Source organism: Nocardioides sp. P4_G10 (assembly GCF_056401175.1).
Genome location: NZ_JBFUJV010000013.1, coordinates 100,584 through 126,856 on the forward strand (window position 1 = coordinate 100,584; position 26,273 = coordinate 126,856).

The 26,273-nt window shown below is 71.8% G+C and carries 24 protein-coding genes and 1 pseudogene; 11 read left to right on the plus strand and 14 right to left on the minus strand.

Translation table 11 applies throughout. The features are described from left to right. Nucleotides 1-17 precede the first annotated feature (17 nt). Genes AC1DP1_RS14595 through AC1DP1_RS14625 form a run of 7 tightly spaced genes read left to right on the plus strand, consistent with a single transcriptional unit; the run spans nt 18 to nt 6,875 of the window. Nucleotides 18-1,301, plus strand: coding sequence for a saccharopine dehydrogenase family protein (locus AC1DP1_RS14595; protein WP_477507424.1), 1,284 nt, complete (start codon nt 18-20; stop codon nt 1,299-1,301). Continuing rightward, nucleotides 1,298-2,671: a 4-aminobutyrate--2-oxoglutarate transaminase gene (gene gabT / locus AC1DP1_RS14600; RefSeq protein ID WP_477507425.1), complete on the plus strand. Its 1,374-nt coding sequence runs from the start codon at nt 1,298-1,300 to the stop codon at nt 2,669-2,671. The genes AC1DP1_RS14595 and gabT overlap by 4 nt, the downstream gene beginning before the upstream one ends. Next, nucleotides 2,671-4,128, plus strand: coding sequence for an NAD-dependent succinate-semialdehyde dehydrogenase (locus AC1DP1_RS14605; RefSeq protein ID WP_477507426.1), 1,458 nt, complete (start codon nt 2,671-2,673; stop codon nt 4,126-4,128). The genes gabT and AC1DP1_RS14605 overlap by 1 nt, the downstream gene beginning before the upstream one ends. A gap of 7 nt (nt 4,129-4,135) precedes the next feature. Then, the gene (locus tag AC1DP1_RS14610; RefSeq protein ID WP_477507427.1) at nt 4,136-5,497 is read left to right on the plus strand and encodes a transaminase; all 1,362 of its coding nucleotides are present in this window, start codon (nt 4,136-4,138) and stop codon (nt 5,495-5,497) included. Further along, a complete protein-coding gene (locus AC1DP1_RS14615) occupies nt 5,494-5,970 on the plus strand; it encodes a helix-turn-helix domain-containing protein (RefSeq protein ID WP_477507428.1) in 477 nt (158 codons plus the stop codon). Before AC1DP1_RS14610 ends, AC1DP1_RS14615 begins: the two co-directional genes overlap by 4 nt. Before the next feature lie 9 nt (nt 5,971-5,979). Then, complete coding sequence (locus tag AC1DP1_RS14620; protein WP_477507429.1) at nt 5,980-6,423, plus strand: VOC family protein; 444 nt, start codon at nt 5,980-5,982, stop codon at nt 6,421-6,423. A gap of 32 nt (nt 6,424-6,455) precedes the next feature. Next, the gene (locus tag AC1DP1_RS14625) at nt 6,456-6,875 is read left to right on the plus strand and encodes a hypothetical protein (RefSeq protein ID WP_477507430.1); all 420 of its coding nucleotides are present in this window, start codon (nt 6,456-6,458) and stop codon (nt 6,873-6,875) included. Between the two features lie 29 nt (nt 6,876-6,904). On the opposite strand, the gene AC1DP1_RS14630 is transcribed toward AC1DP1_RS14625, so the two are convergent. The 8 genes and pseudogenes from AC1DP1_RS14630 to AC1DP1_RS14665 form a co-directional block, all read right to left on the minus strand. Beyond that, on the minus strand, nt 6,905-7,495 hold the full coding sequence (locus AC1DP1_RS14630; protein WP_477507431.1) for a mismatch-specific DNA-glycosylase: 591 nt from the start codon (nt 7,493-7,495) through the stop codon (nt 6,905-6,907). A gap of 106 nt (nt 7,496-7,601) precedes the next feature. Continuing rightward, complete coding sequence (gene tuf, locus AC1DP1_RS14635; RefSeq protein ID WP_300049773.1) at nt 7,602-8,795, minus strand: elongation factor Tu; 1,194 nt, start codon at nt 8,793-8,795, stop codon at nt 7,602-7,604. Nucleotides 8,796-8,868: 73 nt separating this feature from the next. Next, nucleotides 8,869-10,986: an elongation factor G gene (fusA, locus tag AC1DP1_RS14640; RefSeq protein WP_191194607.1), complete on the minus strand. Its 2,118-nt coding sequence runs from the start codon at nt 10,984-10,986 to the stop codon at nt 8,869-8,871. Nucleotides 10,987-11,075: 89 nt separating this feature from the next. Beyond that, on the minus strand, nt 11,076-11,546 hold the full coding sequence (gene rpsG / locus AC1DP1_RS14645) for a 30S ribosomal protein S7 (protein WP_191194606.1): 471 nt from the start codon (nt 11,544-11,546) through the stop codon (nt 11,076-11,078). Then, nucleotides 11,546-11,917: a 30S ribosomal protein S12 gene (gene rpsL, locus AC1DP1_RS14650; RefSeq protein ID WP_056906817.1), complete on the minus strand. Its 372-nt coding sequence runs from the start codon at nt 11,915-11,917 to the stop codon at nt 11,546-11,548. The genes rpsG and rpsL overlap by 1 nt, the downstream gene beginning before the upstream one ends. Before the next feature lie 198 nt (nt 11,918-12,115). After that, a pseudogene (locus tag AC1DP1_RS14655) lies at nt 12,116-13,372 on the minus strand (MFS transporter); the annotation flags it as partial. 57 nt (nt 13,373-13,429) lie between these two features. Next, entirely contained in the window at nt 13,430-13,873 is a 444-nt protein-coding gene (locus AC1DP1_RS14660; protein ID WP_300049766.1) for a MarR family winged helix-turn-helix transcriptional regulator, read from the minus strand. 187 nt (nt 13,874-14,060) lie between these two features. After that, entirely contained in the window at nt 14,061-15,548 is a 1,488-nt protein-coding gene (locus tag AC1DP1_RS14665; protein WP_477507432.1) for an NCS2 family permease, read from the minus strand. 64 nt (nt 15,549-15,612) lie between these two features. On the opposite strand from AC1DP1_RS14665, the gene AC1DP1_RS14670 reads away from it, so the two are divergent. Both AC1DP1_RS14670 and AC1DP1_RS14675 read left to right on the plus strand, forming a co-directional pair. Next, nucleotides 15,613-15,900: a DUF2530 domain-containing protein gene (locus AC1DP1_RS14670; RefSeq protein WP_477507433.1), complete on the plus strand. Its 288-nt coding sequence runs from the start codon at nt 15,613-15,615 to the stop codon at nt 15,898-15,900. A 10-nt stretch (nt 15,901-15,910) separates the two neighbouring features. Next, entirely contained in the window at nt 15,911-16,504 is a 594-nt protein-coding gene (locus AC1DP1_RS14675; RefSeq protein WP_300049758.1) for a class I SAM-dependent methyltransferase, read from the plus strand. A gap of 22 nt (nt 16,505-16,526) precedes the next feature. Here AC1DP1_RS14675 and AC1DP1_RS14680 read toward each other — a convergent pair whose 3' ends face one another. Continuing rightward, nucleotides 16,527-17,321 carry a DUF3027 domain-containing protein gene (locus tag AC1DP1_RS14680; protein ID WP_477507434.1) on the minus strand — a complete coding sequence of 265 codons (795 nt, stop codon included), beginning with the start codon at nt 17,319-17,321 and terminating at the stop codon, nt 16,527-16,529. 111 nt (nt 17,322-17,432) lie between these two features. On the opposite strand from AC1DP1_RS14680, the gene AC1DP1_RS14685 reads away from it, so the two are divergent. Continuing rightward, nucleotides 17,433-18,890, plus strand: coding sequence for an MFS transporter (locus AC1DP1_RS14685; RefSeq protein WP_477507435.1), 1,458 nt, complete (start codon nt 17,433-17,435; stop codon nt 18,888-18,890). A gap of 22 nt (nt 18,891-18,912) precedes the next feature. Here AC1DP1_RS14685 and AC1DP1_RS14690 read toward each other — a convergent pair whose 3' ends face one another. Beyond that, nucleotides 18,913-19,308 carry a cold-shock protein gene (locus tag AC1DP1_RS14690; RefSeq protein WP_477507436.1) on the minus strand — a complete coding sequence of 132 codons (396 nt, stop codon included), beginning with the start codon at nt 19,306-19,308 and terminating at the stop codon, nt 18,913-18,915. A gap of 215 nt (nt 19,309-19,523) precedes the next feature. On the opposite strand from AC1DP1_RS14690, the gene AC1DP1_RS14695 reads away from it, so the two are divergent. Next, a complete protein-coding gene (locus tag AC1DP1_RS14695; protein WP_477507437.1) occupies nt 19,524-21,635 on the plus strand; it encodes a S8 family serine peptidase in 2,112 nt (703 codons plus the stop codon). 67 nt (nt 21,636-21,702) lie between these two features. Here the strand turns inward: AC1DP1_RS14695 and AC1DP1_RS14700 are convergent, their stop codons facing one another. The 4 genes from AC1DP1_RS14700 to AC1DP1_RS14715 all read right to left on the minus strand — a co-directional run. Continuing rightward, nucleotides 21,703-23,073, minus strand: coding sequence for an MFS transporter (locus AC1DP1_RS14700; protein ID WP_477507438.1), 1,371 nt, complete (start codon nt 23,071-23,073; stop codon nt 21,703-21,705). 45 nt (nt 23,074-23,118) lie between these two features. Further along, on the minus strand, nt 23,119-23,889 hold the full coding sequence (locus AC1DP1_RS14705) for a 3-hydroxybutyrate dehydrogenase (protein ID WP_477507439.1): 771 nt from the start codon (nt 23,887-23,889) through the stop codon (nt 23,119-23,121). A 96-nt stretch (nt 23,890-23,985) separates the two neighbouring features. Continuing rightward, nucleotides 23,986-25,833 carry a helix-turn-helix domain-containing protein gene (locus AC1DP1_RS14710; RefSeq protein ID WP_477507440.1) on the minus strand — a complete coding sequence of 616 codons (1,848 nt, stop codon included), beginning with the start codon at nt 25,831-25,833 and terminating at the stop codon, nt 23,986-23,988. 36 nt (nt 25,834-25,869) lie between these two features. Then, a partial coding sequence (locus AC1DP1_RS14715) for an FHA domain-containing protein (protein ID WP_477507441.1) occupies nt 25,870-26,273 on the minus strand: 404 nt, incomplete at its 5' end.

Consider the following 26,273-nt stretch of genomic DNA (forward strand, 5'->3'; position numbering starts at 1 on the left):
CCGCTAGGAGAGATCGAGTGCCTGAACCCATGCGCGTGCTGATGGTCGGTGCCGGTGGCGTCGGTGACGCCGCGGCCCGGATCGCGGTGGAGCGCGACTTCTTCGAGGCCTGGGTGGTGGCCGACTACGACGTCGAGCGGGCCGAGCGCACCGTCGAGGCGGCGCGCGGACGTCGTACGGGCGAGGAGCGCTTCAGCACCGCGCAGGTCGACGCCTCCGACGCCGACGCGGTGACCGCGCTCGCCCGCGAGGTCCGGGCCACCCACGTCTTCAACGCCGTGGACCCGCGGTTCGTGATGCCCATCTTCACCGGGGCGCTCGCCGCGGGCGCCGACTACCTCGACATGGCGATGAGCCTGTCCGCGCGCCACCCCGACGCCCCCTACGAGAAGGTCGGCGTGAAGCTCGGCGACGAGCAGTTCGCCCGGGCCGCGGAGTGGGAGGCGGCGGGGCGGCTCGCCCTCCTCGGCATCGGTGTGGAGCCCGGTCTTTCCGACGTGTTCGCCCGCTACGCCGCCGACGAGCTCTTCGACCACATCGACGAGCTCGGCACCCGCGACGGCGCCAACCTCGTCATCCGCGACGACGACGGCAACGAGGTGTTCGCCCCCGGTTTCTCGATGTGGACCATCATCGAGGAGTGCCTCAACCCGCCCGTGGTGTGGGAGCGGGAGCGGGGCGGTGGCGACCTGGAGGCCGGCTTCTTCACGCTGCCGCCGTTCTCCGAGCCCGAGGTGTTCGACTTCCCCGAGGGCATCGGGCCCGTCGAGTGCGTGCACGTCGAGCACGAGGAGGTGCTCCTCATGCCTCGCTGGGTCGAGGCCGACCGGGTCACCTTCAAGTACGGCCTGGGCGAGGAGATGATCGGCATCCTCCGCACCCTGCACACGCTCGGTCTCGACTCGACCGAGCCGGTGTCGGTCAAGGGTGTACAGGTCTCGCCCCGCGACGTGGTGGCGGCGTGCCTGCCCGACCCGGCCACGATCGGCCCGCGGATGGAGGRCAAGACGTGCGCCGGGCTCCTCGTCACCGGCACCGGCAAGGACGGTGCCCCCCGGTCGACGTACCTCTTCCACGTCGTCGACAACGCCGACTCGATGCGCGACTACGGCGCGCAGTGCGTGGTCTGGCAGACCGCGATCAACCCCGTCGTCGCGCTGGAGCTCCTGGCCGACGGCACCTGGTCGGGCAGCGGCGTCCTGGGACCCGAGGCCCTGCCACCGAAGCCCTTCCTCGACCTGCTCGCCGCACCCAAGCCGGAGGGCTACGGCTCCCCGTGGGGGATGGAGAACCGCACATGAACACCCCGACGACGCTCACCCAGGAACGGATCCTGGCCACCGAGATCCCCGGCCCGCGCTCGCAGGCGCTCCAGGCCCGCAAGGTCGCGGCCGTCTCGGCCGGCATCGGCACGACGCTGCCGGTCTACGTCGAGCAGGCGGGCGGCGGCATCCTGCGCGACGTCGACGGCAACCAGCTGATCGACTTCGGCTCGGGCATCGCCGTCACCACGGTCGGCAACGCCGCCCCGCGCGTGGTCGAGGCGGTGCAGCGCCAGGTCGCCGACTTCACCCACACCTGCTTCATGGTCACGCCCTACGAGGAGTACGTCGCGGTCTGCGAGAAGCTGGCCGACCTGACCCCGGGCCACCACGAGAAGCGGTCGGCGCTCTTCAACTCCGGGGCCGAGGCGGTGGAGAACGCCGTCAAGGTCGCGCGCCACCACACGGGCCGCGACGCGATCGTCGTCTTCGACCACGCCTACCACGGCCGCACCAACCTCACGATGGCGCTGACCGCGAAGAACATGCCCTACAAGCACGGCTTCGGGCCCTTCGCCGGCGAGATCTACCGCGCCCCCATGGCCTACCCCTACCGCTGGCCCGGTGGCGCCGAGGCGTGCGCCGAGGAGGCGTTCGAGGCCTTCGTCAACACCGTCCACGCGCAGGTGGGCGAGGACCAGTGCGCCGCCGTGCTGATCGAGCCGATCCAGGGCGAGGGCGGCTTCATCGTCCCGCCGCCGGGCTGGCTGCCGCGCGTCGCCGACTGGTGCCGCGAGCAGGGCATCCTGCTGATCGCCGACGAGATCCAGACCGGCTTCGCGCGCACCGGCGACTGGTTCGCGTGCGACCACGAAGGGGTCGTCCCGGACCTGGTGACCACCGCCAAGGGCATGGCTGGCGGCCTGCCCCTGGCAGCCGTCACGGGTCGCGCGGACGTGATGGACTCCGTCCACGTCGGCGGCCTCGGCGGCACCTACGGCGGCAACCCCGTCGCCTGCGCCGCTGCGCTCGCCGCGATCGAGACCATGGAGGCCGAGGACCTGCCCGCCCGTGCACGGGAGATCGAGGCCGCCTTCCTGCCGCGGCTCCGCGCCCTCGCCGAGCGCCACCCCGACYGGGTGGGCGACGTCCGCGGACGCGGCGCCATGCTGGCGGTCGAGCTGGTCAGCGACGGCCCGGGACGTAGGCCGGACGCCGCGCTCGCAGGCGCCGTGCACCGGGCCTGCTCGGCGCAGGGGCTGGTGACGCTGACGTGCGGCACCTTCGGCAACGTGTTCCGGTTCCTGCCACCGCTCGCGATCGGCGACGACCTGCTCGCCGAGGGGCTCGACGTGTTCGAGGCCGCCTTCGAGGAGGCGGTCGGTGGCCCTGGTGGCAGGGTGGGGTGATGGCCGTGACTGACTCCGTGATCGAGACCGTTCCCACCCAGCTCCTCATCGGCGGCGACTGGGTCGACGCCACAGGAGGCGCGACCTTCGAGGTGCACAACCCGGCCGACGCCGGCGTCCTCACGCGGGTCGCCGACGCCAGGCCGGAGGACGGCCAGCGCGCCCTCGCCGCCGCCGCGGAGGCCCAGCAGGAGTGGCGTGCCACCGAGCCGCGCAAGCGGGGCGAGGTGCTGCGCAGCGCGTTCGAGCTGCTCACCGAGCGGGCCGACGACTTCGCCCGGCTGATGACCCTGGAGATGGGCAAGACGCTGGCCGAGGCGAGGGGCGAGGTGACCTACGGCGCCGAGTTCTTCCGGTGGTTCTCCGAGGAGGCCGTCCGCATCCACGGGCGCTACTCCCCCGCGCCCGCCGGCAACACCCGGCTCATCACCATGAAGGCTCCCGTCGGCCCGACGCTGATGATCACGCCCTGGAACTTCCCGCTCGCGATGGGGACCCGCAAGATCGGGCCCGCCATCGCCGCCGGCTGCACGATGGTGGTCAAGCCCGCCGCCGAGACCCCCCTCACGATGCTCGCCCTGGCCGCGCTGCTCGAGGAGGTCGGCCTGCCGGCCGGCGTGCTCAACGTCGTCACCACCACCGACTCCGGCGGCGTCTGCGAGCCGATCATCAAGGACCCGCGCCTGCGCAAGCTCACCTTCACCGGGTCCACCGTGGTCGGCAAGAAGCTCGTCGCCCAGGCCTCCGACCAGCTGCTGCGGGTGTCGATGGAGCTCGGCGGCAACGCACCCTTCCTCGTCTTCGAGGACGCCGACCTCGACGCCGCGGTCGACGGCGCGATGCTGGCCAAGATGCGCAACATCGGCGAGGCCTGCACCTCGGCCAACCGGTTCCTGGTGCACGAGTCGGTTGCCGAGGAGTTCTCCCGCCGGTTCGCCGAGCGCATGGGAGCCCTGACGGTCGGGGACGGCACGGAGGACGGGGTGGACGTGGGTCCGCTCATCACCGAGAAGGCCCGCGCCGGCGTCCACGAGCTCGTCGAGGACGCCGTCTCCGCCGGTGCGCGGACGCTCGTCGGCGGCGCGGTCCCCGACGGTGCCGGACACTTCTACCCGCCCACGGTCCTGGTCGACGTACCCGCCTCGGCACGCGTGTTCCGCGAGGAGATCTTCGGTCCCGTCGCGCCGGTCTCCACCTTCGGGGACGAGGACGAGGCGGTCCGGCGGGCCAACGACACCGAGTACGGCCTGGTCGCCTACGTCTTCACCCGCGACCACGCCCGCGTGCTCCGCGTCAGCGAGGCGCTGGACTTCGGCATGGTCGGCGTCAACACCGGCATCGTGTCCAACCCCGCCGCCCCGTTCGGCGGCGTCAAGCACTCGGGGTTCGGCCGCGAGGGCGGCTTCGAGGGCATCGAGGAGTACCTCGAGACCAAGTACGTCGGCAGCGCCCTGTGAGGTGCCCGTGACGACGGTCGACCGGTCCCGACTGGCCGCCCTGCACGCGGAGGAGGAGCAGCGCTTCGTCGACCTGCACCCCACCTCGGCGCGGCTGGCGAAGGAGGCGGGCGAGCACCTGCTGGCGGGCGTCCCGATGCCGTGGATGACCCGCTGGCCGGGCTCCTTCCCGCTGTTCGTCGAGTCGGCGGCGGGAGGACGCTTCACCGACGTCGACGGCATCGACTTCGTCGACCTGTGCCTCGGCGACACGGGCTCGATGACGGGCCACTGCCTGCCGGCGGTGGCCGAGGCGGTGCGCGAGCGCACCGAGCGTGGCATCACCACGATGCTCCCCTCGACGGACGCCGCGTGGGTCGCCGGTGAGCTCAGCCGCCGCTTCGGGCTGCCCCGGTGGCAGATGGCGATGACGGCCACCGACGCCAACCGCTTCGTGCTCCGGTTCGCCCGCCACCTCACCGGCCGGCCCCGGATCGCGGTGATGGACTGGTGCTACCACGGCACGGTCGACGAGACGCTCGGCGTCCTCGAGCACGGTCGTGCGGGCGACCGGGTCGTCGCGCGGCCCGGCGCGCTGGGACCGCAGGTCGACGTCGCCACCACCACCGCGGTGGTGCCGTTCAACGACCTCGACGCCCTCGACGCTCGGCTCGCGCGGGGCGACGTCGCGTGCCTGCTGATGGAGCCGGCGCTCACCAACATCGGCATCGTGCTGCCCGACGACGGCTACCTCGCCGGCGTCCGGGAGGTGACCCGGCGCCACGGCGTGCTGCTCGTCAACGACGAGACACACACGATCTGCGCCGGCCCGGGCGGCGCGACCGCAGCCTGGGGCCTCGACCCCGACCTCGTGGTCATCGGCAAGCCCATCGGAGGTGGCATCCCGGTCGCGGCCTACGGCATGACCGAGGAGGTCGCCTCGCGACTCGAGGGTCCGATGCTCGGGCACGACATCGACGTCGCCGGCGTCGGCGGCACCCTGTCGGGGTCGGCRCTCGCGATGGCCGCCGTGCGGGCCACCCTCTTCACCGCCCTGCGGCAGGAGGACTTCGACGTCTCGATCCCGCTCGCCGAGCAGTTCACCGACGGCATCCGGGACGTCATCGCCCAGCACGAGCTGCCTTGGCACGTCCAGCGGCTCGGCTGCCGGGCGGAGTACTGGTTCTGCCCGCCGCCGCGCACCGGCGCGGAGGCCGCGGCCGCCGTCGACGAGGAGCTCGACGCGTTCTTCCACCTCTGGACCGTCAACCGCGGCGTGCTGCTGGCGCCGTTCCACAACATGTCGCTCTTCTCGCCGTTCCACGACCGGTCGGACGTCGACGCGCACACGTCGGCGTTCCGCGGCGCCGTGGAGGCGCTGCTCGGATGACGGGGCGCACGACCGGGCCACGACGCGTCCCCGGCGACGTGCTGGTGCACCTGCGCCGCACGCGCGACCACCTCGACCGGCACTTCGCCGAGCCCTTCGACCTCGACCACCTCGCGCAGCTCGCCGGGATGAGCCGCTATCACTTCATCCGGTCCTTCGCGATGACCTACGGCCCGACGCCGGCGGCGTACCTCGCCGAGCGTCGCGTCGAGCGGGCCCAGGACCTGCTGCGTGCGGCCAACCTGACCGTGACCGAGGTCTGCCACGCCGTCGGCTACAGCAGCCTCGGCTCGTTCAGCTCCCGCTTCCGCGAGATCGTCGGCGAGAGCCCCAGCGACTTCCAGCGGCGCTACGCCGCGGCAGGGAACCCGCGCATCCCCGGGTGCTACGTCTTCATGGCCGGACTCGTCGAGAAGCGCGGTGCTGGCACGACCGCAACGCAGGAGAAGCAGGACGGCGCCGGTCCTTCCTAGGCTCGTCGCATGATCACCAACATCTCCCTCATGTCCGTCTGGGTGAAGGACATCGACGAGTCCCTCGCCTTCTACACCGACGTCCTCGGCTTCGAGGTCGGCGACGACCTGCAGCTCGGGCCCGACTTCCGCTGGTGCACGGTCTTCCACTCCAGGCAGCCCGAGGTCCACCTCCACCTGACCACTCCCAGCGGCCCCCTCCCCGACTACCTCATCGAGGCGATGAAGCGCGCGCAGGACGAGGGCGGCCTGCCCGGCATCGGGATGAACGTCGACGACTGCCACGCGACCTACCGGGACCTCAAGGCCAAGGGCGTGGAGTTCCTGCAGGAGCCGGAGGAGCGGCCCTACGGCGTCGAGGCGCTGATGCGCGACAACTCCGGCAACTGGATGGTGCTGGTCGAGAAGCGGGACTTCGTCCCGGAGGACTTCGACGGGGTCGACATGGGCTGACGCCCGGAGCGCGCCCGGCGTACCGTGGACGGATGAGGAGCTGGCTCATCACCGTCGGCGCGCTGCTGCTGGCCCTGGTGCTGCTCCGACTGGCCTGCGCCGCCCTCCGGGGCGACCTCGCCGAGTGGCGCAGCGCCCGGGCCGCAGCGCGGCGCGCACGGCGCGCACGGAGGCGCGGTGCCGACGTCGTCCCGCTCCACCGACCGGTCGAGAGGGTGGGCGCCGACCTGCGCCGGCTCCACTCCACCTTCCACCGCGGCGGCATGCGCTTCGCGAAGTACGAGGGCTGCCGGCTGGCCTACGACCGGGTCCTCGGCGAGGCCGCCGACATGGCGGGATGCCCCCACCTGCTGGCCGTCCTCCCGCCCGGCGAGGAGCTCGACCACGAGCGCCAGCGGGTGGAGGGACTGCTCGTCCAGCACGGCCTGCTCCCGCCGCCGTACGCCGCCTGACGGGCGCTCCCGGCTCCGCGGGGGTCAGGTCACGGCTCCGGCGTGCTCCCGAGCACTCCAGCCGCCCGGGCCGCATCGGCGTAGGCCAGGGCCAGCGTGGCGACGGTCTCGTGGGCGTTGAGCCCCGACGGGTTGGGCACCACGAACACCCGCGAGGCGCCCCAGCGTCCGGGCTGCTCGCCGACCCGGGCCCGGGGCTCGCCGAACGCCGTGCGGTAGGCGGTGATGCCGGCAACCGCCACGACGGCCGGCTGACGCTCTGCCACCAGTGCGCGGAGCCGCTCCCCGCCCTCCCGCAGCTCGGCTGCCGTGAGCTCGTCGGCCCGTGCCGTCGCTCGCGGCGCCACGTTGGTGATGCCGATCCCCTGCCGCCGGAGCAGGTCGCGGTCCTCGTCGGTCATGCCCGCTGCCGGGTCGATCGGAGATGCGAGGATCCCGGCGCGCAGCAGCGCGGGGTAGAACCGGTTGCCGGGGCGGGCGAAGTGGGACTGCGTGGCGGCGGTCCACAGGCCCGGGTTGATGCCGACGAACAGCAGCCGCAACGGCTGGCCGGCGGACGGGAGGAGGTCGGGGACCTCCACGTCGCGGAAGGACTCGAGCTCGGCCCTGGTGAACCCCATGGCTGACATCCTGCCGGGCGGGTCCGACCCGGGACGCACGAGACCCCGCCTCCCTTGCGGGAGACGGGGTCTCGGTGTGGTGCTGGTGCGCCCTCAGGCGCTCAGATCACTTGGTGATCTTGACGACGCGGCCCGCGCCGACCGTGCGGCCACCCTCGCGGATGGCGAAGCGCAGGCCCTCGTCCATCGCGATGGGCTGGATGAGCTCCACCGACATCTCGGTGTTGTCACCCGGCATGACCATCTCGGTGCCCTCGGGCAGGGTCACAACACCGGTCACGTCAGTCGTACGGAAGTAGAACTGGGGACGGTAGTTGTTGAAGAACGGCGTGTGACGGCCGCCCTCGTCCTTGCTGAGGATGTAGACCGAGGCCTCGAAGTTCGTGTGAGGCGTCGTGGTGCCCGGCTTGATGACGACCATGCCGCGCTCGATGTCCTCGCGCTTGGTGCCACGGAGGAGCAGACCGACGTTCTCGCCCGCCTGGCCCTCGTCGAGGAGCTTGCGGAACATCTCGACACCGGTGACGGTCGACTTCTGGGCGGTCTCGCGGATGCCGATGATCTCGACCTCCTCGTTGACCTTGACGATGCCGCGCTCGATGCGACCGGTGATGACGGTGCCACGACCGGTGATCGTGAAGACGTCCTCGACGGGCATGAGGAACGGCTTGTCGGTCTCGCGCTCGGGCGTCGGGATGGACTCGTCCACCGCCGTCATGAGCTCGACGATCGAGTCGGCCCACTTCTCGTCACCCTGCAGGGCCGGGAAGGCGGCAACGCGAACCACGGGGATGTCGTCGCCCGGGAACTCGTACTCCGAGAGGAGCTCGCGCACCTCCATCTCGACGAGCTCGATGAGCTCCTCGTCGTCGACCATGTCGCACTTGTTGAGCGCCACGACCAGGGCCGGCACGCCGACCTGGCGGGCGAGCAGCACGTGCTCACGCGTCTGCGGCATCGGGCCGTCGGTGGCGGCGACCACGAGGATCGCGCCGTCCATCTGGGCCGCGCCGGTGATCATGTTCTTGATGTAGTCGGCGTGACCGGGGCAGTCGACGTGCGCGTAGTGGCGCGCCTCGGTCTGGTACTCGACGTGCGCGATCGAGATCGTGATGCCGCGCTGGCGCTCCTCGGGAGCCTTGTCGATCTGGTCGAACGCCGAAGCCTCGTTGAGGTTCGGGTACTTGTCGTGCAGCACCTTGGTGATCGCCGCGGTCAGCGTCGTCTTGCCGTGGTCGATGTGACCGATGGTGCCGATGTTGACGTGCGGCTTGGTCCGCTCGAACTTCGCCTTAGCCACTGGGGCTCCTCCTGATTGTTGTTACTTGACTCGTGGGTGTGGGGTGGTGCTGGTGCCGAGGATCCGGGCGAGATTACTCGCCGCGGACCTTCTTGATGATCTCGTCGGCGATGTTCGTGGGAACCTCGGCGTACGAGTCGAACTCCATCGAGTACGACGCCTGACCGGAGGTCTTGGACCTCAGGTCGCCAACGTACCCGAACATCTCGGACAGGGGCACAAGGGCGTTGACGACCATGTCGCCGTGACGCTCCTCCTGAGCCTGGATCTGGCCACGACGCGAGTTGATGTCGCCGATCACGGTGCCCAGGAACGTGTCGGGCGTGGTGACCTCTACGGCGAACATCGGCTCGAGAAGGACCGGCTTTGCCTTGCGTGCGGCCTCCTTGAAGGCCTGGTTTCCGGCGATCTTGAACGCGAGCTCGGACGAGTCGACGTCGTGGTAGGCGCCGTCCTCGAGGGAGAACTTCACGTCCACCATGGGGTAGCCGGCGAGCACGCCGAACTCCATGGCCTCCTGGCCACCCTGGTCGACCGAGGGGATGTACTCCTTCGGCACGCGACCACCGGACACGTTGTTCACGAACTCGTAGCCCGCGCCGGTGCCGGTCTCCGGGTCGATGTTCGGACCGAGGTTGACGACAACCTTGGCGAACTGACCCGAACCACCGGTCTGCTTCTTGTGGGTGTAGGAGTGCTTCTCGACCGTGTTGCGGACGGTCTCGCGGTAGGCCACCTGCGGCTTGCCGACGGTCGCCTCGACGCGGAACTCGCGTTTCATGCGGTCGACCAGGATCTCGAGGTGCAGCTCGCCCATGCCGGCGATGATCGTCTGGCCGGTCTCTTCGTCGGCCTTGACCGTGAAGGTCGGGTCCTCGTCGGAGAGGCGCTGGATCGCGGTGCCCAGCTTCTCCTGGTCGCTCTTCGTCTTGGGCTCGATCGCGACCTCGATCACCGGGGCCGGGAACGTCATCGACTCGAGCACGACCTGGTTGTTCGGGTCGCTGAGCGTGTGACCGGTCTTGGTGTCCTTCAGACCCATCACCGCCACGATCTGGCCGGCGCCGACCGACGCGATCTCCTCACGCTTGTTGGCGTGCATCTGGTAGACCTTGCCGATCCGCTCCTTGCGGCCGTTGACCGAGTTGACCACGGTCGAGCCGGCCTCGAGCTTGCCGGAGTAGACGCGGACGTAGATCAGCTTGCCAAGGTGCGGGTCGGAGGCGATCTTGTAGGCCAGGCCGGAGAACGGCTCGCTGTCGGACGGCTGGCGAACGATGACCTCGTTCTCGTCCTTGACCGAGTGGCCCTGGATGCCGTCGATGTCGAGCGGCGACGGCAGGAACTTGACGACCGCGTCGAGCAGGGGCTGGACGCCCTTGTTCTTGAACGCGGTGCCGCACAGGACCGGGTTGAGCTTGTCGGCCAGCGTGGCGCGACGGATCGCGGCCTCGAGCTCGGCGACGGTGAAGTTCTCGTCACCCTCCTCGAGGTACTTCTCCATGATGTCGTCGTCGGCCTCGGCGAGCGTCTCGATGAACTTCTCGCGGTACTCCGCAGCCTGCTCGGCGAGCTCGGCCGGGATCTCCTCGACCTCGTAGTCCTCGCCCATGGTGGTCTCGCCGCGCCAGGTGAGGGCACGCATGCCGACCAGGTCGACGACACCGAGGAAGTCGGACTCGGCACCGATGGGGAGCTGGAGGACCAGCGGGGTGGAGTTGAGGCGCTCGACCATCATGTCGACGCAGCGGAAGAAGTCCGCTCCGGTGCGGTCGAGCTTGTTGACGAAGCACATGCGGGGGACGGAGTACTTGTTGGCCTGGCGCCACACCGTCATGGTCTGCGGCTCCACACCGGCGACACCGTCGAACACCGCCACGGCGCCGTCGAGGACGCGCAGCGAGCGCTCGACCTCGGCGGTGAAGTCCACGTGGCCGGGCGTGTCGATGATGTTGATCTGGTGGTCCTTCCACCAGCAGGTCGTCGCGGCGGACGTGATGGTGATGCCGCGCTCCTGCTCCTGCTCCATCCAGTCCATCGTGGCGCCACCCTCGTGGACCTCACCGATCTTGTAGGTGATGCCGGTGTAGAAGAGGATGCGCTCGGTGGTGGTGGTCTTGCCGGCGTCGATGTGCGCCATGATGCCGATGTTGCGGACCTTGTTGAGGTCGGTGGTGATGTCGACAGCCACTGTTGTGTCTCAGTCCCTCGAAAGTTGGTGGGAGCTCGTGGGGTGAGGGGCCGTACGACGCGCGGTGCGGGTCGTACGGCCCCTCGCCGTCACCAGCGGTAGTGAGCGAAGGCCTTGTTGGACTCGGCCATCTTGTGGGTGTCCTCGCGCTTCTTCACAGCGGCACCGAGGCCGTTGCTCGCGTCGAGGATCTCGTTCATCAGGCGCTCGGACATGGTCTTCTCGCGGCGGTCGGCGGCGTAGCCCACGAGCCAGCGCAGGGCCAGCGTGGTGGAGCGGTTGGCCTTGACCTCGATGGGGACCTGGTAGGTCGCGCCACCGACGCGGCGGGACTTGACCTCGATGGCCGGCTTGACGTTGTCCATCGCGCGCTTGAGCGTGACGACGGGGTCGGTGCCGGTCTTCTCGCGGCAGCCCTCGAGAGCGGTGTAGACGATGCGCTGCGCCACAGCCTTCTTGCCGTCCTGCAGGACCTTGCTCACGAGCTGGGTGACCAGCTGGGAGCCGTAGACCGGGTCGACGACGAGGGGGCGCTTGGGAGCGGGACCCTTGCGAGGCATTACTTCTCCTTCTTCGCGCCGTAGCGGCTGCGGGCCTGCTTGCGGTTCTTGACACCCTGGGTGTCGAGCGAGCCGCGGATGATCTTGTAGCGGACACCGGGAAGGTCCTTCACACGGCCGCCGCGCACGAGCACGATCGAGTGCTCCTGCAGGTTGTGACCGACACCCGGGATGTAGGCGGTGACCTCGACGCCACTGCTCAGGCGCACGCGGGCGACCTTGCGGAGGGCGGAGTTCGGCTTCTTCGGGGTGGTCGTGTAGACGCGGGTGCAGACGCCTCGGCGCTGCGGGGATCCCTTCAGGGCAGGCGTCTTGTTCTTCGACACCTTGTCCTGGCGGCCCTTGCGGACCAGCTGGTTGATGGTGGGCACCGGGTGGTTCCCTCTCTCTGTCATCTGTCACGGCTCGGCGAGGTGCCGGGCTCGGGTGTCATGCGTTGTTGCGCGTGCCTGTTGCGAATTCCGTGGCCAGCCGGGGCGCGGCATGAGACGCCGCGAATTCCGGAGCATGGGCATGGGTCTGGACGTGCCAGACACGAGGATTGAGGCTACTCGTGCGCCACGGCAGAATCAAAATGCCGCTGGTGCCGCCTGGACGGTCGCTTCGGGCACGCGGGGGTCACGCTCGCGCCGCGCCCGGTCGGCCCTGAGGTAGAGGCCCGCCGAGAGCGCCACACCGGCGATCGTGAGCAGCCCGCCGCCCAGCAGCGTCCAGCGTGCGCCGTACTCCTCACCGATCCAGCCGATGATGGGTGCGCCGACGGGCGTCCCGCCCATGAAGATCATCAGGTAGAGGGCCATCACCCGGCCGCGGACCCCGGCGTCGGTGTGCAGCTGCATGTAGGTGTTGGCGCTGGTGATGAAGGTCAGCGCGGTCAGTCCGGTGACCGGCGCGAGCAGCGCGAAGGTGAGGTAGGAGGGCATCAGCCCGGCGAGCATCACCGACAGCCCGAACGCCAGTGCGGCACCCACGACGAGGCGGTGGCGCACCTGGTTGCGCCGCGCGGCGAGCAGGGCACCCGTCAGCGAGCCGACGGCCAGGAAGGTGCCGAGCAGGCCGAACTCCTCGGGCCCCTTGCCGAACACCTCGGTGGCCATCAGCGCGGAGGTGATCTGGAAGTTGAGGCCGAAGGTGCCGGCGAAGAACACCAGTCCCAGCACGAGCAGCAGGTCCGGGCGCGCCCGGACGTAGGCCACGCCCTCCCGGATCGCGCCGGGCCCGCGGTCGGCCGGCGCCGCGGCGTCGATCCTGCTGGCGTCGAGGTGGCGCAGCGACCAGATCGGGGCGGCGTACGACACCGCGTTGAGCAGGATGACCCAGCCGGTCGCGACCGATCCCCCGCCGAAGGCGGCGATGAGCAGGCCGGCGAGGCCGGGACCGACGAGGCGGGCGGCGTTGAAGCTGGCGGAGTTGAGGCCGACGGCGTTGGTGAGGTCGCCCGGCTCGACGAGCTCGGAGACGAACGACTGCCGGGCCGGTGCGTCGAACGCCGACGCCGAGCCGAGCAGGAGGGCGAGGACGTAGACGTGCCAGACCTCGGCGACGCCGGTGACGGCGAGGATGCCGAGGACGGCGGCCGGGAGCGCCATGCCGAGGTTGGTGAGCTGCAGCAGTCGCTGCTTGGGCATCCGGTCGGCGATGAGGCCGGCGAACGGCGTCAGCAGCAGGAACGGCAGGAACTGGAGCCCGGTCGTGATGCCCAGCGCGGTGGCGCCGGACCCGACGGCGAGCTCGAGCACCAGCCAGTCCTGGGCGACGCGCTGCATCCAGGTGCCGGTGTTGGACACGACACCGCCGGCGGCGTACAGGCGGTAGTTCGCGTTGGAGAGGGAGCGGAACGTGGGACTCGTGGTGACTCCTCAGTCGATCATTCGGTCAGGTGGTCAGTCGGCGACGGCGAGCCGGGCCAGGATCGGCGCCGCGTCGCGGAGGGTGGCGCGCTCGGCCGGCGTGAGCCCGGCGAGGCGCTGGGACAGCCAGGCGTCGCGGCGCTGGCGGTCGGCCAGCACGGCGGCACGGCCGGCGTCGGTGATCGAGACGACGACCTGGCGTCCGTCGGTCTCGTGGGGGCGGCGCTCGACGTAGCCGTCGCTCTCCAGGCAGTTGACCGTGCGGGTCATGGACGGCGGCTGGACGCGCTCGGCGCGCGCCAGGTCGCCGACGGTCTGCTCGCCGATCCGCACGAGGAGCCCGAGCACGACCATCTGCGGGATGCTCAGGTCGTTGTCGGGGTGGCGCTCGTTGACGAGTCGGCGGCGCAGGCGCATGACACCTGCCCGCAGCTCTGAGGCGAGCCCGGCGTCGGTGCGGAGGTCGGCGGTCGGCATGTCGTTAGCATAACTCATTACTTCTGCTAACTATTCCGGCCGCCGATGGCGCCCTTCAGCGATCCCCGGCTGACCGGGGATCGCTGAAGTTGTCAGGCTTTGCACGGGCCGACATGTTCAGTGATCCCCGGCTGACCGGGGATCGCTGACGTCGTGAGGTTCACCCTCGCGCGGGACCTTCAGGCGGTCAGGAGAGCCAGCCGCTGATGGGCGTGTAGGCGAAGAAGACGACGAAGAGGGCCGCGACGACCCACATGAGCGGGTGGACCTCCCGGGCCTTGCCGACGACGACCTTGATGAAGACGTACGCCACGAAGCCGGCGCCGATGCCGACCGAGATCGAGTACGTGAAGGGCATCAGGACGACGGTGAGGAACGCCGGGATGGCCACCTCGAGGTCGCGCCAGTCGATCTCGGTGACCTGCTGCATCATCAGGAAGCCCACCAGCACCAGCGCCGGGACGGCCGCCTCCGACGGGATGGCCGCGACGAGGGGGGTGAAGAAGGTGGCGAGCAGGAACAGCGCACCGGTGACGATGGAGGCCAGCCCCGTGCGGGCGCCCTCGCCGACGCCCGAGGCGCTCTCGATGTAGGAGGTGTTGGACGAGACGCCCGCGGCGCCACCGGCGATCGCGGCGACCGAGTCGACGACCAGGATGCGCTGGGCGTTGGGCGGCGTGCCCTCCTCGTCGTTGAGGCTGGCCTCGGCACCGATGGCCGTCATCGTCCCCATCGTGTCGAAGAAGTCGGCCAGCAGGAGCGAGAAGACGAGGAGCAGCGCGGCCAGCACGCCGGTGCCGGCGCTGCCGAAGGCGCCGAACAGGTCGACCTTGCCGAGGGTGTCGAAGGACGGCAAAGCGACGAAGTCGCCGCTGAGGGTGGGCACACTGAGCGACCAGCCCGTGGGGTTGTCGCCCGACGCGGCACCCAGCTCACCGATCGCCTCGACCACGACGGCCACCACGGTGGTGACGAGGATCGAGATGAGGATCGCGCCGCGCACCTTGCGCACCCAGAGGGCGATCATGAGCGCCAGGCCCAGGCAGAACACCAGCACCGGCCACCCGCCGAGGTGGCCGTCGGCGCCGAGCTGGACCGGGACGGTGGTCTGGAACGCGTCGGGGATGCGGGTCACGACGCGGGCGTCGACGAAGCCGATGAGGGCGATGAACAGGCCGATCCCGACCGAGATCGCGACCTTGAGCTGCTGCGGGACGGCGTGGAAGACGGCCTTCCGGAAGCCGGTGAGCACCAGCAGCAGGATCAGGATGCCCTCGAGCACGACGAGCCCCATCGCCGCCTCCCAGGTGGACTGGCGGGCGATCGTGTTCGCGACGAACGCGTTGAGGCCGAGCCCCGTGGCCAGGGCGAGCGGGAAGTTGGCGAACCCGCCCATGGCGATCGTCAGCACGCCGGCGACCAGCGCCGTACCTGCCGCGATGGCCGGGATGCCGCTGCCCGGCTCGGCCCCGCCGCCCAGGAAGGCGCCCGTCGAGTCGGGCACGAAGCCGAGGATCAGCGGGTTGAGCACGATGATGTAGGCCATCGTCAAGAAGGTCACGACGCCGCCGCGGACCTCACGGCCGACGGACGAGCCGCGCTCGCTGATCTTGAAGTAGCCGTCGAGGCCCGAGCCCTGCGGTCGCGGTCGCGCTGTCTGCGTCTGGTCGCTCACAGGACCGCAGTGTGGCACGAAGAGGGGCCCGCGCTGCACCACCACTCGCGTGTAGCGTGAGCGCGTGGACCTGGGTGACGAGCAGCCGACGCAGCACGAGATCGGTCGGCGCACCTACATCGTGGCGCAGGTCGAGCCGCTCGACGTCGACGGAGTCCGTACGACCGAGGTCGGCACCGCGCTGTGGCTGCTGGGTTTCCTGGGCCTGCTGCCCTTCTGGGGCGCACTCGAGGACAGCGGCCGCACCTGGTGGCTGTGGACCTGCCTCGCCGGTTTCGGGCTCGGCCTCTGCGGCCTGGAGTACTGCCGTCGCCGGCGCAAGGAGCGGGCCGCGCAGCAGGCGGTCCGATGAGCGTCCGCGCATGACGACGCCGACCCGCTGGGAGCTCGCGGGCGAGGACAACCGCGGCTACGGACGCCACTTCGCCGACCTCGTCGCGCAGGGCGCCGACGTCGCCGGCGAGGCCCGGCTGGCCGATGCGCTGGTCCCGCGCGGCGCCCGGATCATCGACATCGGCTCCGGCATGGGCCGCGTCGCGGCCGAGCTGGCGGCTCGAGGCCACGACGTCGTCGCGACCGAGCCCGACCCGGCGCTCCGCGACCAGTCGCGGGCGACCTACGCCGACCTCGAGGTCCTGCCCCACGACGCGCTGGCCCTCGACCCGGCCGAGCTGGGCGCGTTCGACCTCGCGGTGCTCGTCGGCAACGTGATGATCTTCCTCGCCGAGGGCACCGAGCGGGGCGTGCTGCAGCGGGTGCGCGACCTGCTCGCCCCGAGCGGGCGCGCCCTCGTGGGCTTCCACCTCCAGGCGGTCAAGGCCGGCAGCCGCACCTATCCCGCCGACGAGTTCGTCGCCGACGTGGAGGCGGCCGGGCTCCGGGTGGTGCACCGGTTCGGCAGCTACGAGCTGCACGAGCCGGTCGACGACTACGCCGTGTGGGTCCTCGGCCGCTGAGCCTGCGCCAGGACCCTGGGTCTCAGAGGGGCTCGAGCTCGTCGTCGCCCACGGTGTCGTGCACGTGGTCCGGGAGCGGCAGCGGCTGCTGCTTGCGCGCGAGCTTGACCTCGGAGTGCGCGCCACAGCCGTGGTCGACGGAGACCACGCGGCCGTCGTCGTTGGCGTTGCCGTTGGCGCAGACGCCGAAGCTCATCGACAGCGACCCGTTGAGGCGGACCAGGAAGCCGCAGGACCAGCAGCTGTCCGGCGCGCTCTTCGCCAGCGGCGCCTCCGGGCCGCCGGGTCCCGCGTGCCAGCGCTCGGCCGCCATGTCGAGTCCCTCGCGGCTCAGGGTGCGGACGCGGCCCAGCCCGAGGTCCTCGGCCACGCGGCGCACCTGCGCCCGGGCGTCACCGTCGAGCGGGGTGTCGATCGGGTCGTCGCCGACGAGGTAGGTCGGGACCAGCCGGGCGTCCTCGTCCTCGACGGGCAGGAGGTCGCCGGGTGACAGGTCGCCGGGCTGGAGGCGCTCCTTGTAGGGCACCCAGTCGGGCGCCACGATGGCCTCGTCGCCGGGCAGCAGGACGACCTCGTTGACGGTCAGGTCCTTGCCGCGCTTGGCGCGGGTCATGGTGACCGACCAGTACCAGCCCGGGTAGCCCGGGCGGGTGCACGAGAAGTGGTGGGTGACGACGCGCTCGCCCTCGGCGCGGGCGCCGAGGTGGTCGCCGATGTCGGTCGGGTCGGCGACCTCGAGGACGACGCTGCGCGCCAGCTCCACCGCCTTGGCGAGGACCGAGTCGGGCTTGCCGGCACGAGTAGGGAGAGCGATCACCTGCGCATCATGGCAAATGGCTGGTGGTCCTGTCCCGTCGGGGACGCCGGACGCGACCAGACCTGCGGGTGTCGGACGCGGGGCCGGGAGCCGTAGGCCAAGATGGTGCACGTGACGTCCGACCGCCCCGAACCCACCGCGGGTCCGCAGTCGGAGCGCTCCGACACCGCCACCGACGCACCCCGATCGGGCACCGACGCACCGGCGGCGGGAGCCGGCGCACCCCGTGCGGGCGCCGTACGACGCTCGTTCGCCGGGGCTGCCCGCGGAGCCCGGGCGGCCGGTCGCGGCGCGGGGACCGCCGGTCAGTTCGCGGTCGCGCAGACACGGCGGGCCACCCGCGCGGAGGGCGCCGGCGACTCGGGGCTCTCGCGCCTGATCGAGCTCCACGCCTTCAACGCCGCCGGTGACGCCGCCGTCGCGATCTCGCTCGCCGGCACCCTGTTCTTCCAGGTCCCGACCGGGGAGGCCCGCGGCCAGGTCGCGCTGTTCCTGGGCCTGACGATGCTGCCCTTCGCGATCGTCGCGCCGCTGATCGGCCCGTTCCTCGACCGCTTCAGCCACGGCCGGCGGTGGGCCGTGGGCGCGACCATGGCGATCCGCTGCTTCCTCTGCTGGGTGCTGGCGACGGCCGTGGTCACCGAGTCCGACTGGCTGTTCCCGGCGGCGCTGGGCTGCCTCGTCGCCTCCAAGGCGTACGGCGTCACGCGCGCCGCGGCGGTCCCCCGGCTGCTGCCGCCCGACCTGACGCTCGTCAAGGCCAACGCCCGGGTGTCGCTCGCGGGCGTGGTCGGCGCGGGTCTGTCCGCACCGCTCGCCATCCTCGCCTCGACCTTCGGCCCGGAGTGGTCGCTGCGCTACGGCTTCCTGGTCTTCGTGCTCGCGACGATCTGGGCGATCCGGCTGCCGCAGAAGGTCGACTCCAGCCACGGCGAGGGCGAGATGGTGCTGACCGGCTCGACCGACGAGGTGCGCACCGGCCGTCGCCCGCGCACCCGCATCCCCGGGGCGGTGGCGTTCGCGTTGCGGGCCAACTGTGGACCGCGGTGGTTCTCGGGCTTCCTCACGATGTTCATGGCGTTCCTGCTGCGCGACAACCCGATCGGCGACTGGCGGCCCGAGGTGCTGCTCGGGCTCGTGATCGGCGCGGCGGGCCTCGGCAACACCATCGGCATCACGATCGGGTCGCTGCTCAGACGCCTGAACCCGGCGATGACGGTGGTGATCGCCCTGCTGGCCGACGTCGTCGTCGCGACCCTGGCGGCGTTGTTCTACGGGCTCGCCACCCTCGTGCTGCTCGGGCTGACAGCTGGCCTCGCGCAGTCGCTCGCCAAGCTGTCGCTCGACTCGACGATCCAGCGCGACATCCCCAGCCGCATCCAGGCCAGCGCGTTCGCCCGCTCCGACACCACGCTCCAGCTGGCGTGGGTCATCGGCGGCTTCGTGGGGATCGTGATGCCGCTGATGCCGCAGCTCGGCCTCGGCATCGCGGCCGGGGTCCTGGGGCTCTGGGCGGCGTTCGTGCTGTTCAGCCGTCCGGACCGGGCGTCACAGCCGGCGCGCACCTGACGACGCCGCCGGTCGCGGTGGATCAGGCGTCGAGCTCGTCGGCGAGGGCGCGCAGCACCTTCGCCGTGCCTCGCGCGGCCGCGCGCTCGGGGTGCCGGCCCCGCCGGTAGGTCTCCTCCACGCCCTCGAGCATCTTGATGAGGTCCTCGACGATCGTCACCATCGCCTCCGGCTGCTTGCGCTGGGCGTTGCGCTGGTTGCGCGCGACCGAGGCGGGGGCGTCGATGACGCGCACCTGCAGCGCCTGGTCGCCGCGGCGACCCTGGGCGATGCCGAACTCGACCTTCGTGCCGGCCTTGAGCGTGGCCGTGCCCTCGGGCAGCGCGTCGGCGTGGACGTAGACGTCCGGGCCGTCCTCCTGCGACAGGAAGCCGAAGCCCTTCTCCGTGTCGTACCACTTCACCTTGCCACTCGGCACGGTCCACCCCACTCAGCTCAGCACTCGGCGCCGCGTGGTTCCACCCGGCCGGGCACAGGATAGGGGGCGCCACCGACCCCCGACCAACGGGTTCTGGCGCCGGGTCCTGGGGGGAGGGCTTTGATTTGGTGACGGCACTACTGGGACCATGGGAGGCTCGGGGGTCCCACCGCTGGGGGTGGAGGGTGACCAGAGCTGCTGAGCGGGAGAGACACGTGCGGACACGACGGACCAGACGGCTGATCGGCTGCGGCCTGCTCACGCTCGCCCTCGGCCTGTCCGTCCCTGCCGTCGCGACCGCCGACGACGCCCCGCCCACCGCAGCGCCGGGCGACCTCGCCCTCGTGACGATGAACGGCGGCGGCACCGCCGCCGGCCGCGCGGAGGCACCCGAGCTGCTGGCCGCGCAGGACGCCGTGCTCACCGCCGTCGGTGCCGGCGAGCCCGTCTACCGCTGGACCACCGCGCTCAACGGCTTCGCGGTCCGCCTGACCGAGGCCCAGCTGACCGCCCTCGTCGACCAGCCCGGCGTCGCCTCGGTCGAGGCCGACTCCATCCGCCCGATGGCCGGGCGGACGTCGTTCGCGGCCGTCCGCGGCGCCGCGGCCAGCCCCCGCCTCCGGGGCGGGGCCGGCGTGGTGATCGGTGTCGTCGACTCGGGCATCGCGCCGGAGTCGCCCGCCTTCGCGGAGGTGCCGGGTCTCGGCGCCGACCCCGAGGGCTTCGCCGGCGCGTGCGCCGAGGGCGACGGCTGGACGGTCAACGACTGCACCCGCAAGATCGTCGGCGCCCGCTGGTACGTCGGCGGGTTCGGCGCCGACCGCGTGAGGTCCTCGGAGTCGCTGTCGCCGCGCGACGCGCTCGGGCACGGCACGCAGGTCTCCTCGGTCGCGGCCGGCAACGCCGGTGTCAGCGTCCGGGTCGACGACCGTGACGCCGGCTTCTTCGGCGGCGTGGCGCCGCAGGCGCGGGTCGCCACCTACAAGGCCTGCTGGGGAGCACCCGACCCCGCCGACGACGGCTGCTCGACCGCCGACGTCGTGTCCGCGGTCGACGCCGCGGTCGCCGACGGCGTCGACGTCCTCAGCCTGGCCCTCGCAGGGGGCGAGCTCATCGACACCCTCCAGGTGGCGCTCCTCGGCGCCGCCGAGGCCGACGTGGTCGTCATCGGCGCGTCCGGCAACTCCGGAGCGTCGGCCTACGCCGCGCACACGGCCCCGTGGGTCACGACCGTCGGTGCCGCGGTCGGCCGGATGTCGCGGGGCCGGGTCGTGCTCCCCGGCGGCCGTTCGTGGGACGGCGGCGGGCGCCCTGCCACGGTGCGGGGCCGCGCCGTGCTGGCCCAGGACGCGGCGACCCCCGGTGCGACGCGACGCGAGGCCGCGCAGTGCCGCCTCGGGGCCCTCGACTCGCGCCTGGTCGCTGACCGGGTCGTCGTCTGCCAGCGGGGCGGGATCGGGCGCATCGACAAGTCCGAGTCCGTCGCGCAGGCCGGTGGCCGCGCCATGGTGCTCGTCAACCGGCGTCCCGGCTCGGTGACCGCCGACCTCCACTCCGTCCCGACGGTCCACCTGTCCGCATCGGCCGGCCGCACGTTCAGCCGCTGGGTGTCACGGCACCCCGACACCCGCGTGACGGTCTCCCGCATCGCCGGTGACCCCGGGACGCGACGTACGGCCCGGTGGAGCGCCGCCGGCGACCCCCGGGGGACGTCGGTCAAGCCGGACGCCGTGGCCGACGGCGATGCCGTGCTCGGTGCCCTGCCGGAGTCCACCGGCCGGACGTGGGGCGTCTTCAGCGGCAGCTCGGCGGCCACCGCCCACGCGAGCGGGCTCGCGGCGCTCGTCCTCGGTGAGCACCCCGACCGGTCGGCGTCGGTCGTCCGGTCGCTCCTGGCGACGTCGGCCCGCCCGATCCCCGGCTCCTCCGTCCTCGAGCAGGGCGCCGGCGCCCTCCCGAGCCGCGCACCCGACGCCAACCTCGCGCTCGAGGTCGCTCCCGAGCAGTGGCGCCGCGCGATGCGCCACCACTCCCTGGCGCGGCTCAACACGACGTCGCTCCTGATGCCGGCGCGGCAGCGCCGCGCGGTGCGCACGGTGACCAACATCGGCACCCGCCCGGAGTACTTCTCCGTCACCACGCGCGGCTTCACCGCCCACCGCGTGCGGGTGCAGCCCCTCGCCGTACGCCTCGCCCCCGGCGAGTCGGCCGACTTCACGATCACGGTCTCCGGGTCCACTGCTCCCGGCCGGCTCGACGACGGCATGCTCGTCTGGCTCGGCGCCCGCGGGGGCGTCACCCGCGTGCCGGTCGCCCTCACCCGCTGACCTGACCCCGCACGCCGACGGGCCGCCGTCCACGTGGGACGACGGCCCGTGAGCGGGTCGGGCAGGCTCAGTCCTGCAGCACCCGGTCGTGGCGCAGCGAGGTGGCCTTGGTCTCCTGGGCGACCAGCACGGCGATGATGGTGATCACCGACGCGATCGTCATGTAGATCGCCACCTTGGGCACGTTGGTCACGCCCTCGCTCGCGTCGCCGAGCAGCTCGATCGCGATGATCGGGGCGAGGGCGCCCGCGAAGATCGAGGCGAGCTGGTAGCCGACGGAGGCGCCGGTGTAGCGGACCGAGGTGCCGAAGAGCTCCGAGAAGAACGCCGCCTGCGGGGCGTACATCAGCGCGTGCAGGACCAGGCCCACGACGATCGCGAGGATGATCTTGCCCTCGGAGCGTGAGGCGATCAGGTCGAAGAAGACCCACGACCACGCCGCGACACCGACGGCACCGGCGAGGTAGAGGGGTCGACGCCCGACACGGTCGCTGAGCGCGCCGATCAGCGGGATGGTCACGAAGTGCACCACGGAGCCGATCAGCAGCGCCTTGAGGATCAGCGACTTGTCGTCGGCGGTGCCGGCGTAGATCGTGAGGAACGAGATCGAGATGATCGTGAAGAGGTAGTAGGAGATGTTCTCGGCCATGCGCATCCCCATGGCCACCAGGACCTCCTTGGGGTACTTGCGGAAGACCTCGACCAGCGGCAGGTGCGGGGTCGCCTTGGTCTCGAGCTCGGCCTTGGCCTCGGTGAAGACCGGGGACTCCTCGATCGACAGGCGCACCCACAGGCCGACCGCGACCAGCACGGCGCTCAGCAGGAACGGGATGCGCCACCCCCACGCCTCGAAGGCGGCGTCCGACTGGACGGCCGCGAGGATCCACAGCACACCGGTGGCGAACAGGTTGCCCAGCGCCACGCCGGCCTGCGGCCACGAGGACCAGAAGCCGCGCTGCGAGTCGTCGCCGTGCTCGGCGGCCATCAGGACGGCGCCACCCCACTCGCCACCCACCGCGAAGCCCTGCACCAGGCGGCAGGTCAGCAGGAGGAGCGGCGCGGCGACGCCGATGGAGGCGTACGTCGGAAGCAGGCCGATGGCGACGGTTGCGAGGCCCATGAGGAAGAGCGAAGCGACGAGCATCTTCTTGCGCCCGACCTTGTCACCGAAGTGCCCGAAGACGATGCCGCCGAGGGGGCGGGCGACGAAGCCGAGCGCGTAGGTGCCGAAGGCCAGCAGGGTCGCGGTGGCGGGCTCGCTCTCGGGGAAGAACAGCGTGCCGAAGACGAGCGCCGCGGCGGAGCCGTAGAGGAAGAAGTCGTACCACTCGACGGCGGTGCCGATCAGCGAGGCGAAGACGACCTTGACGATGTTGGTGCGTTCCGGCTCGGTGCCGGACGCCCCGCGCCCGGCGGTGCTGGTGGTGTCGGTGCTCATGACGTGCCTTTCATGGGGGGAGATCAGGAGGCGTGGCGGGTGGGGCTAGGCGGCGGTCCAGCCGCCGTCGAGGGAGAGCGAGGTCCCGGTCATCGACGTGGCGGCCGGGCTGCACAGGAAGGCCACCGCGTCGGCGACCTCCTCGGGCTCGACGAGCCGCTTGAGCGGGGTGCGGGCGAGCAGGACGGAGTCGAGGACCTCGTCCTCCGCGATGCCGTGGGCGCGCGCCTGGTCGGTCAGCTGGCCCTCGACCAGCGGCGTGCGGACATAGCCGGGGCAGACGGTGTTGCTGGTGACGCCCTTGTCCGCCGCCTCGAGCGCGATGACCTTCGACAGTCCCTCGAGGCCGTGCTTGGCGCTGACGTACGCCGACTTGTAGGCCGACGCGCGGTGGCCGTGGACGCTCGAGACGTGGACGAGCCGGCCCCAGCCCCGGGCGTACATCCCGGGCAGGACGCGACGCGCGAGCAGGAACGGCGCGTGCAGCATCAGCGCGTGGATCGCGCGGAACCGCTCGGGGTCGAACTCCTCGACCGGGGCGACGTGCTGGATGCCGGCGTTGTTGACCAGGATGTCGACGTCGAGGTCGAGGGCGGCGATGGCCGCCTCGTCGGTGAGGTCGACGACGTGCGGGGTGCCGTGCACCTGTGCGGCGACCTTGGCGACGCCCTCGTCGTCGCGGTCGAGCAGGTGTACCTCGGCGCCGGCCTCGGCGAGCCGCGCCGCGACCGCCGCACCGATGCCGCTGGCGGCGCCCGTCACGAGGGCCCGGCGTCCGGTGAGGGCGGGCGGTGCGACGGGGGTGGCGGTGGTCATGGCCCTCACCGTAGGGAGCGAAGTGACGAAGCGCACATGGGGACTACCACTACAGTTGCGGGCCGAGCATGTGGTTCACCCACACCCTCGGGCGTGTCAGCCGTCCTGCAGGCGGCTCAGCCGGAGCGCGAGCTGCAGGTCCAGCGACCGCTCGGGCTCGCGCCATCCCGCGCCGAGCAGCTCGCCGACCCGCTCGAGCCGCTGGGTCACTGTGTTGGGATGCAGGTGCAGCGCGACCGCGGTGTCCTTGAGGTGGCCCCCGCTCGCGAACCACGCCTCGAGCGTAGCCACCAGTCCGGTCCCCCGACGCTCGTCCCACCCCCGCACCGGACCGATCGTGGCCTCGATGAAGGCCGTGACGTGGGCGGGGTCGTTGTCGCCGAGGAGGAGGCGGGCGACGCCGAGGCCCGCCGGGTCGCTCACGGCGCCGCGGCGCCCGAGGCGGACCAGCGTGTCGAGGCAGCGGCGCGCCTCGTCGTGGGCCGTGACCAGCCGGTCAGCGTGGAGCGCGTCGCTCGTGCCGGCGACGCCGACGGTCGCCACTCCCCCGAGCTCGGCCACGGCCGCCTGCAGGTCCACCCCGACGCGGCGGGGGTCCTCGCTCGGCACCACCACGACCACCGCGCCGCGGTGCTCGCCGGCCAGGCCGGAGCTGCGCCGCGCGAGGGCCACGGCGGCGCGGCTTGCGCGGTGCCGGTCCGCGCCGTCCACCGTGGCGGCGGCGACCACCACGGGGCCGTCGAGGCTGGCGCTGTGGCGTCGTACGCGGTCGCGCAACCGCTCGCGCGAGTCGGGGTCGGACTCCAGCAGGTCGGCGAGGAGCTGGCCGCCGAGGCGCTCCTCGGCGTCGGTGACGGAGCGGGCGAAGAGCACGACCAGCGCGGTGACCAGCGCTCCGCGCTCGAGCGTACGACGCCCGGCGAGGTCGAGCGGCTCGTCGCGTCGCAGGACCAGGGTGGCGACGTGCTCGGTGCGGGCGAGCGCGGCGGCGACGAGCCCCGACCCGGTCGCCACCGAGCGGCCCGAGGTCACCGCCTCGGCCACCGCCTCGGGCACCGCGTCCGGCCGCGCCTGCGGGGCGTCGTCCCCCGCCAGCAGCTCGCCGGTGGGTGTCCAGACCGACACCGCGCCGTGGAGGACGCCGGAGAGCACCTCGGCCACCTCGGCCACGCCTCCGCCGCCGATGAGCAGGTCGGTGAGCCGGTCGTGGGCCAGCGCGGCGGCGTCGACGGCCTCGGTGTGCCGGGTGAGGGAGCGGTTGGCCTCGTCGAGCTCGACGAACAGGCGGGCGTTCTCCAGCGCCACCACCGCGTGGGCCGCGAAGGAGGTGAGCAGGCTGACCTCCGACTGCGGGAAGCGGCGCACGGACCGGTGAACCGCGAGGAGGGCCCCGATCACCACGCCGTCGAGGACCAGGGGCACGCCGAGGATGGCGCGGATCTGCTCACCGGCCACCGCCTGGTCGATGTAGCCCTGGTGCACGAACCGCTCGTCCGAGGCGTAGTCCTCGGTGAAGTAGGCCGCGCCCGTCTGGGCGACCAGGCCCAGCAGGCCTGTGCCGAGCGGCAGCCGCAGGGTCTGGAACTCGCGGGTCAGCGCTCCGTCCGTGACCTTCATGTAGGACGCGCCGTCGCCCTCGTCGTTGAGCGAGAGGTAGGTCATGTCGCAGTGCAGGAGCTGACKCGCGCGTCGCACGATCGCCGCGAGGATGGTGTCGACGTCGCGGATCGCCGTGAGGTCGGAGGCGGTCTCGTAGAGCGCGGAGAGCTCGGCCTCCCGGGAGCGCATCCGGCCCATCAGGTCGCGCAGCCGCACGGCCACGTCGTACTCCGAGCGCACGACGGCCGCATCGGCCTCGCCCAGATCCGCCTCGCACTGCGCGAGGTGCTCGTCGAAGGCGGCCAGCGGCGCCTCGTCGTAGAGCAGGTCCAGGAAGGTCGGCACGTCGGACATCCTGCCCCGTCGGAGCTGCTGCGGGACTCAGCCCTCTCGGGAGATGAGCATCTCGCGGTCGCCGTAGACGACCTTGTCGCCATCGACCAGCGCCGCAGGCTTGCCCGGCGCCAGCTGGCGCGAGACGCCCTGGCGCACCAGGACCGTGCCGTTGGTCGAGCCGCGGTCCATCACCACGATCGTCCCGTCGGGTGCGGGGCCGAACTGGGCGTGCGTCTTGGAGACCGACATGTCGGCCGAGGCCAGCGGGATGAGGTGGGCCACCTGCTCGCCCGAGCGCGCCTCGGGACGGCGCCCGACCAGCGCGAGGCCGGCGATCACGAAGCTCTCGCCGTTGTCGAAGTGCACGCGCCAGCGCGGCGGCGTCAACGGAGTGCCCGGCGCCGGGGCGGGCCGCGGCGCGGGCGCGGGCGCACGGTGGGACGGCGGGG

Coding starts and splice junctions, on each gene's coding strand:
- AC1DP1_RS14660 (WP_300049766.1), bottom strand. CDS start 13,873: ATGCCGACCGCCGACCTCCGCACCGACGCCGGGCTCGCCTCAGAGCTG.
- AC1DP1_RS14605 (WP_477507426.1), top strand. CDS start 2,671: ATGGCCGTGACTGACTCCGTGATCGAGACCGTTCCCACCCAGCTCCTC.
- AC1DP1_RS14675 (WP_300049758.1), top strand. CDS start 15,911: ATGACGACGCCGACCCGCTGGGAGCTCGCGGGCGAGGACAACCGCGGC.
- AC1DP1_RS14620 (WP_477507429.1), top strand. CDS start 5,980: ATGATCACCAACATCTCCCTCATGTCCGTCTGGGTGAAGGACATCGAC.
- AC1DP1_RS14705 (WP_477507439.1), bottom strand. CDS start 23,889: ATGACCACCGCCACCCCCGTCGCACCGCCCGCCCTCACCGGACGCCGG.
- AC1DP1_RS14700 (WP_477507438.1), bottom strand. CDS start 23,073: ATGAGCACCGACACCACCAGCACCGCCGGGCGCGGGGCGTCCGGCACC.
- AC1DP1_RS14625 (WP_477507430.1), top strand. CDS start 6,456: ATGAGGAGCTGGCTCATCACCGTCGGCGCGCTGCTGCTGGCCCTGGTG.
- rpsG (WP_191194606.1), bottom strand. CDS start 11,546: ATGCCTCGCAAGGGTCCCGCTCCCAAGCGCCCCCTCGTCGTCGACCCG.
- AC1DP1_RS14615 (WP_477507428.1), top strand. CDS start 5,494: ATGACGGGGCGCACGACCGGGCCACGACGCGTCCCCGGCGACGTGCTG.
- AC1DP1_RS14630 (WP_477507431.1), bottom strand. CDS start 7,495: ATGGGGTTCACCAGGGCCGAGCTCGAGTCCTTCCGCGACGTGGAGGTC.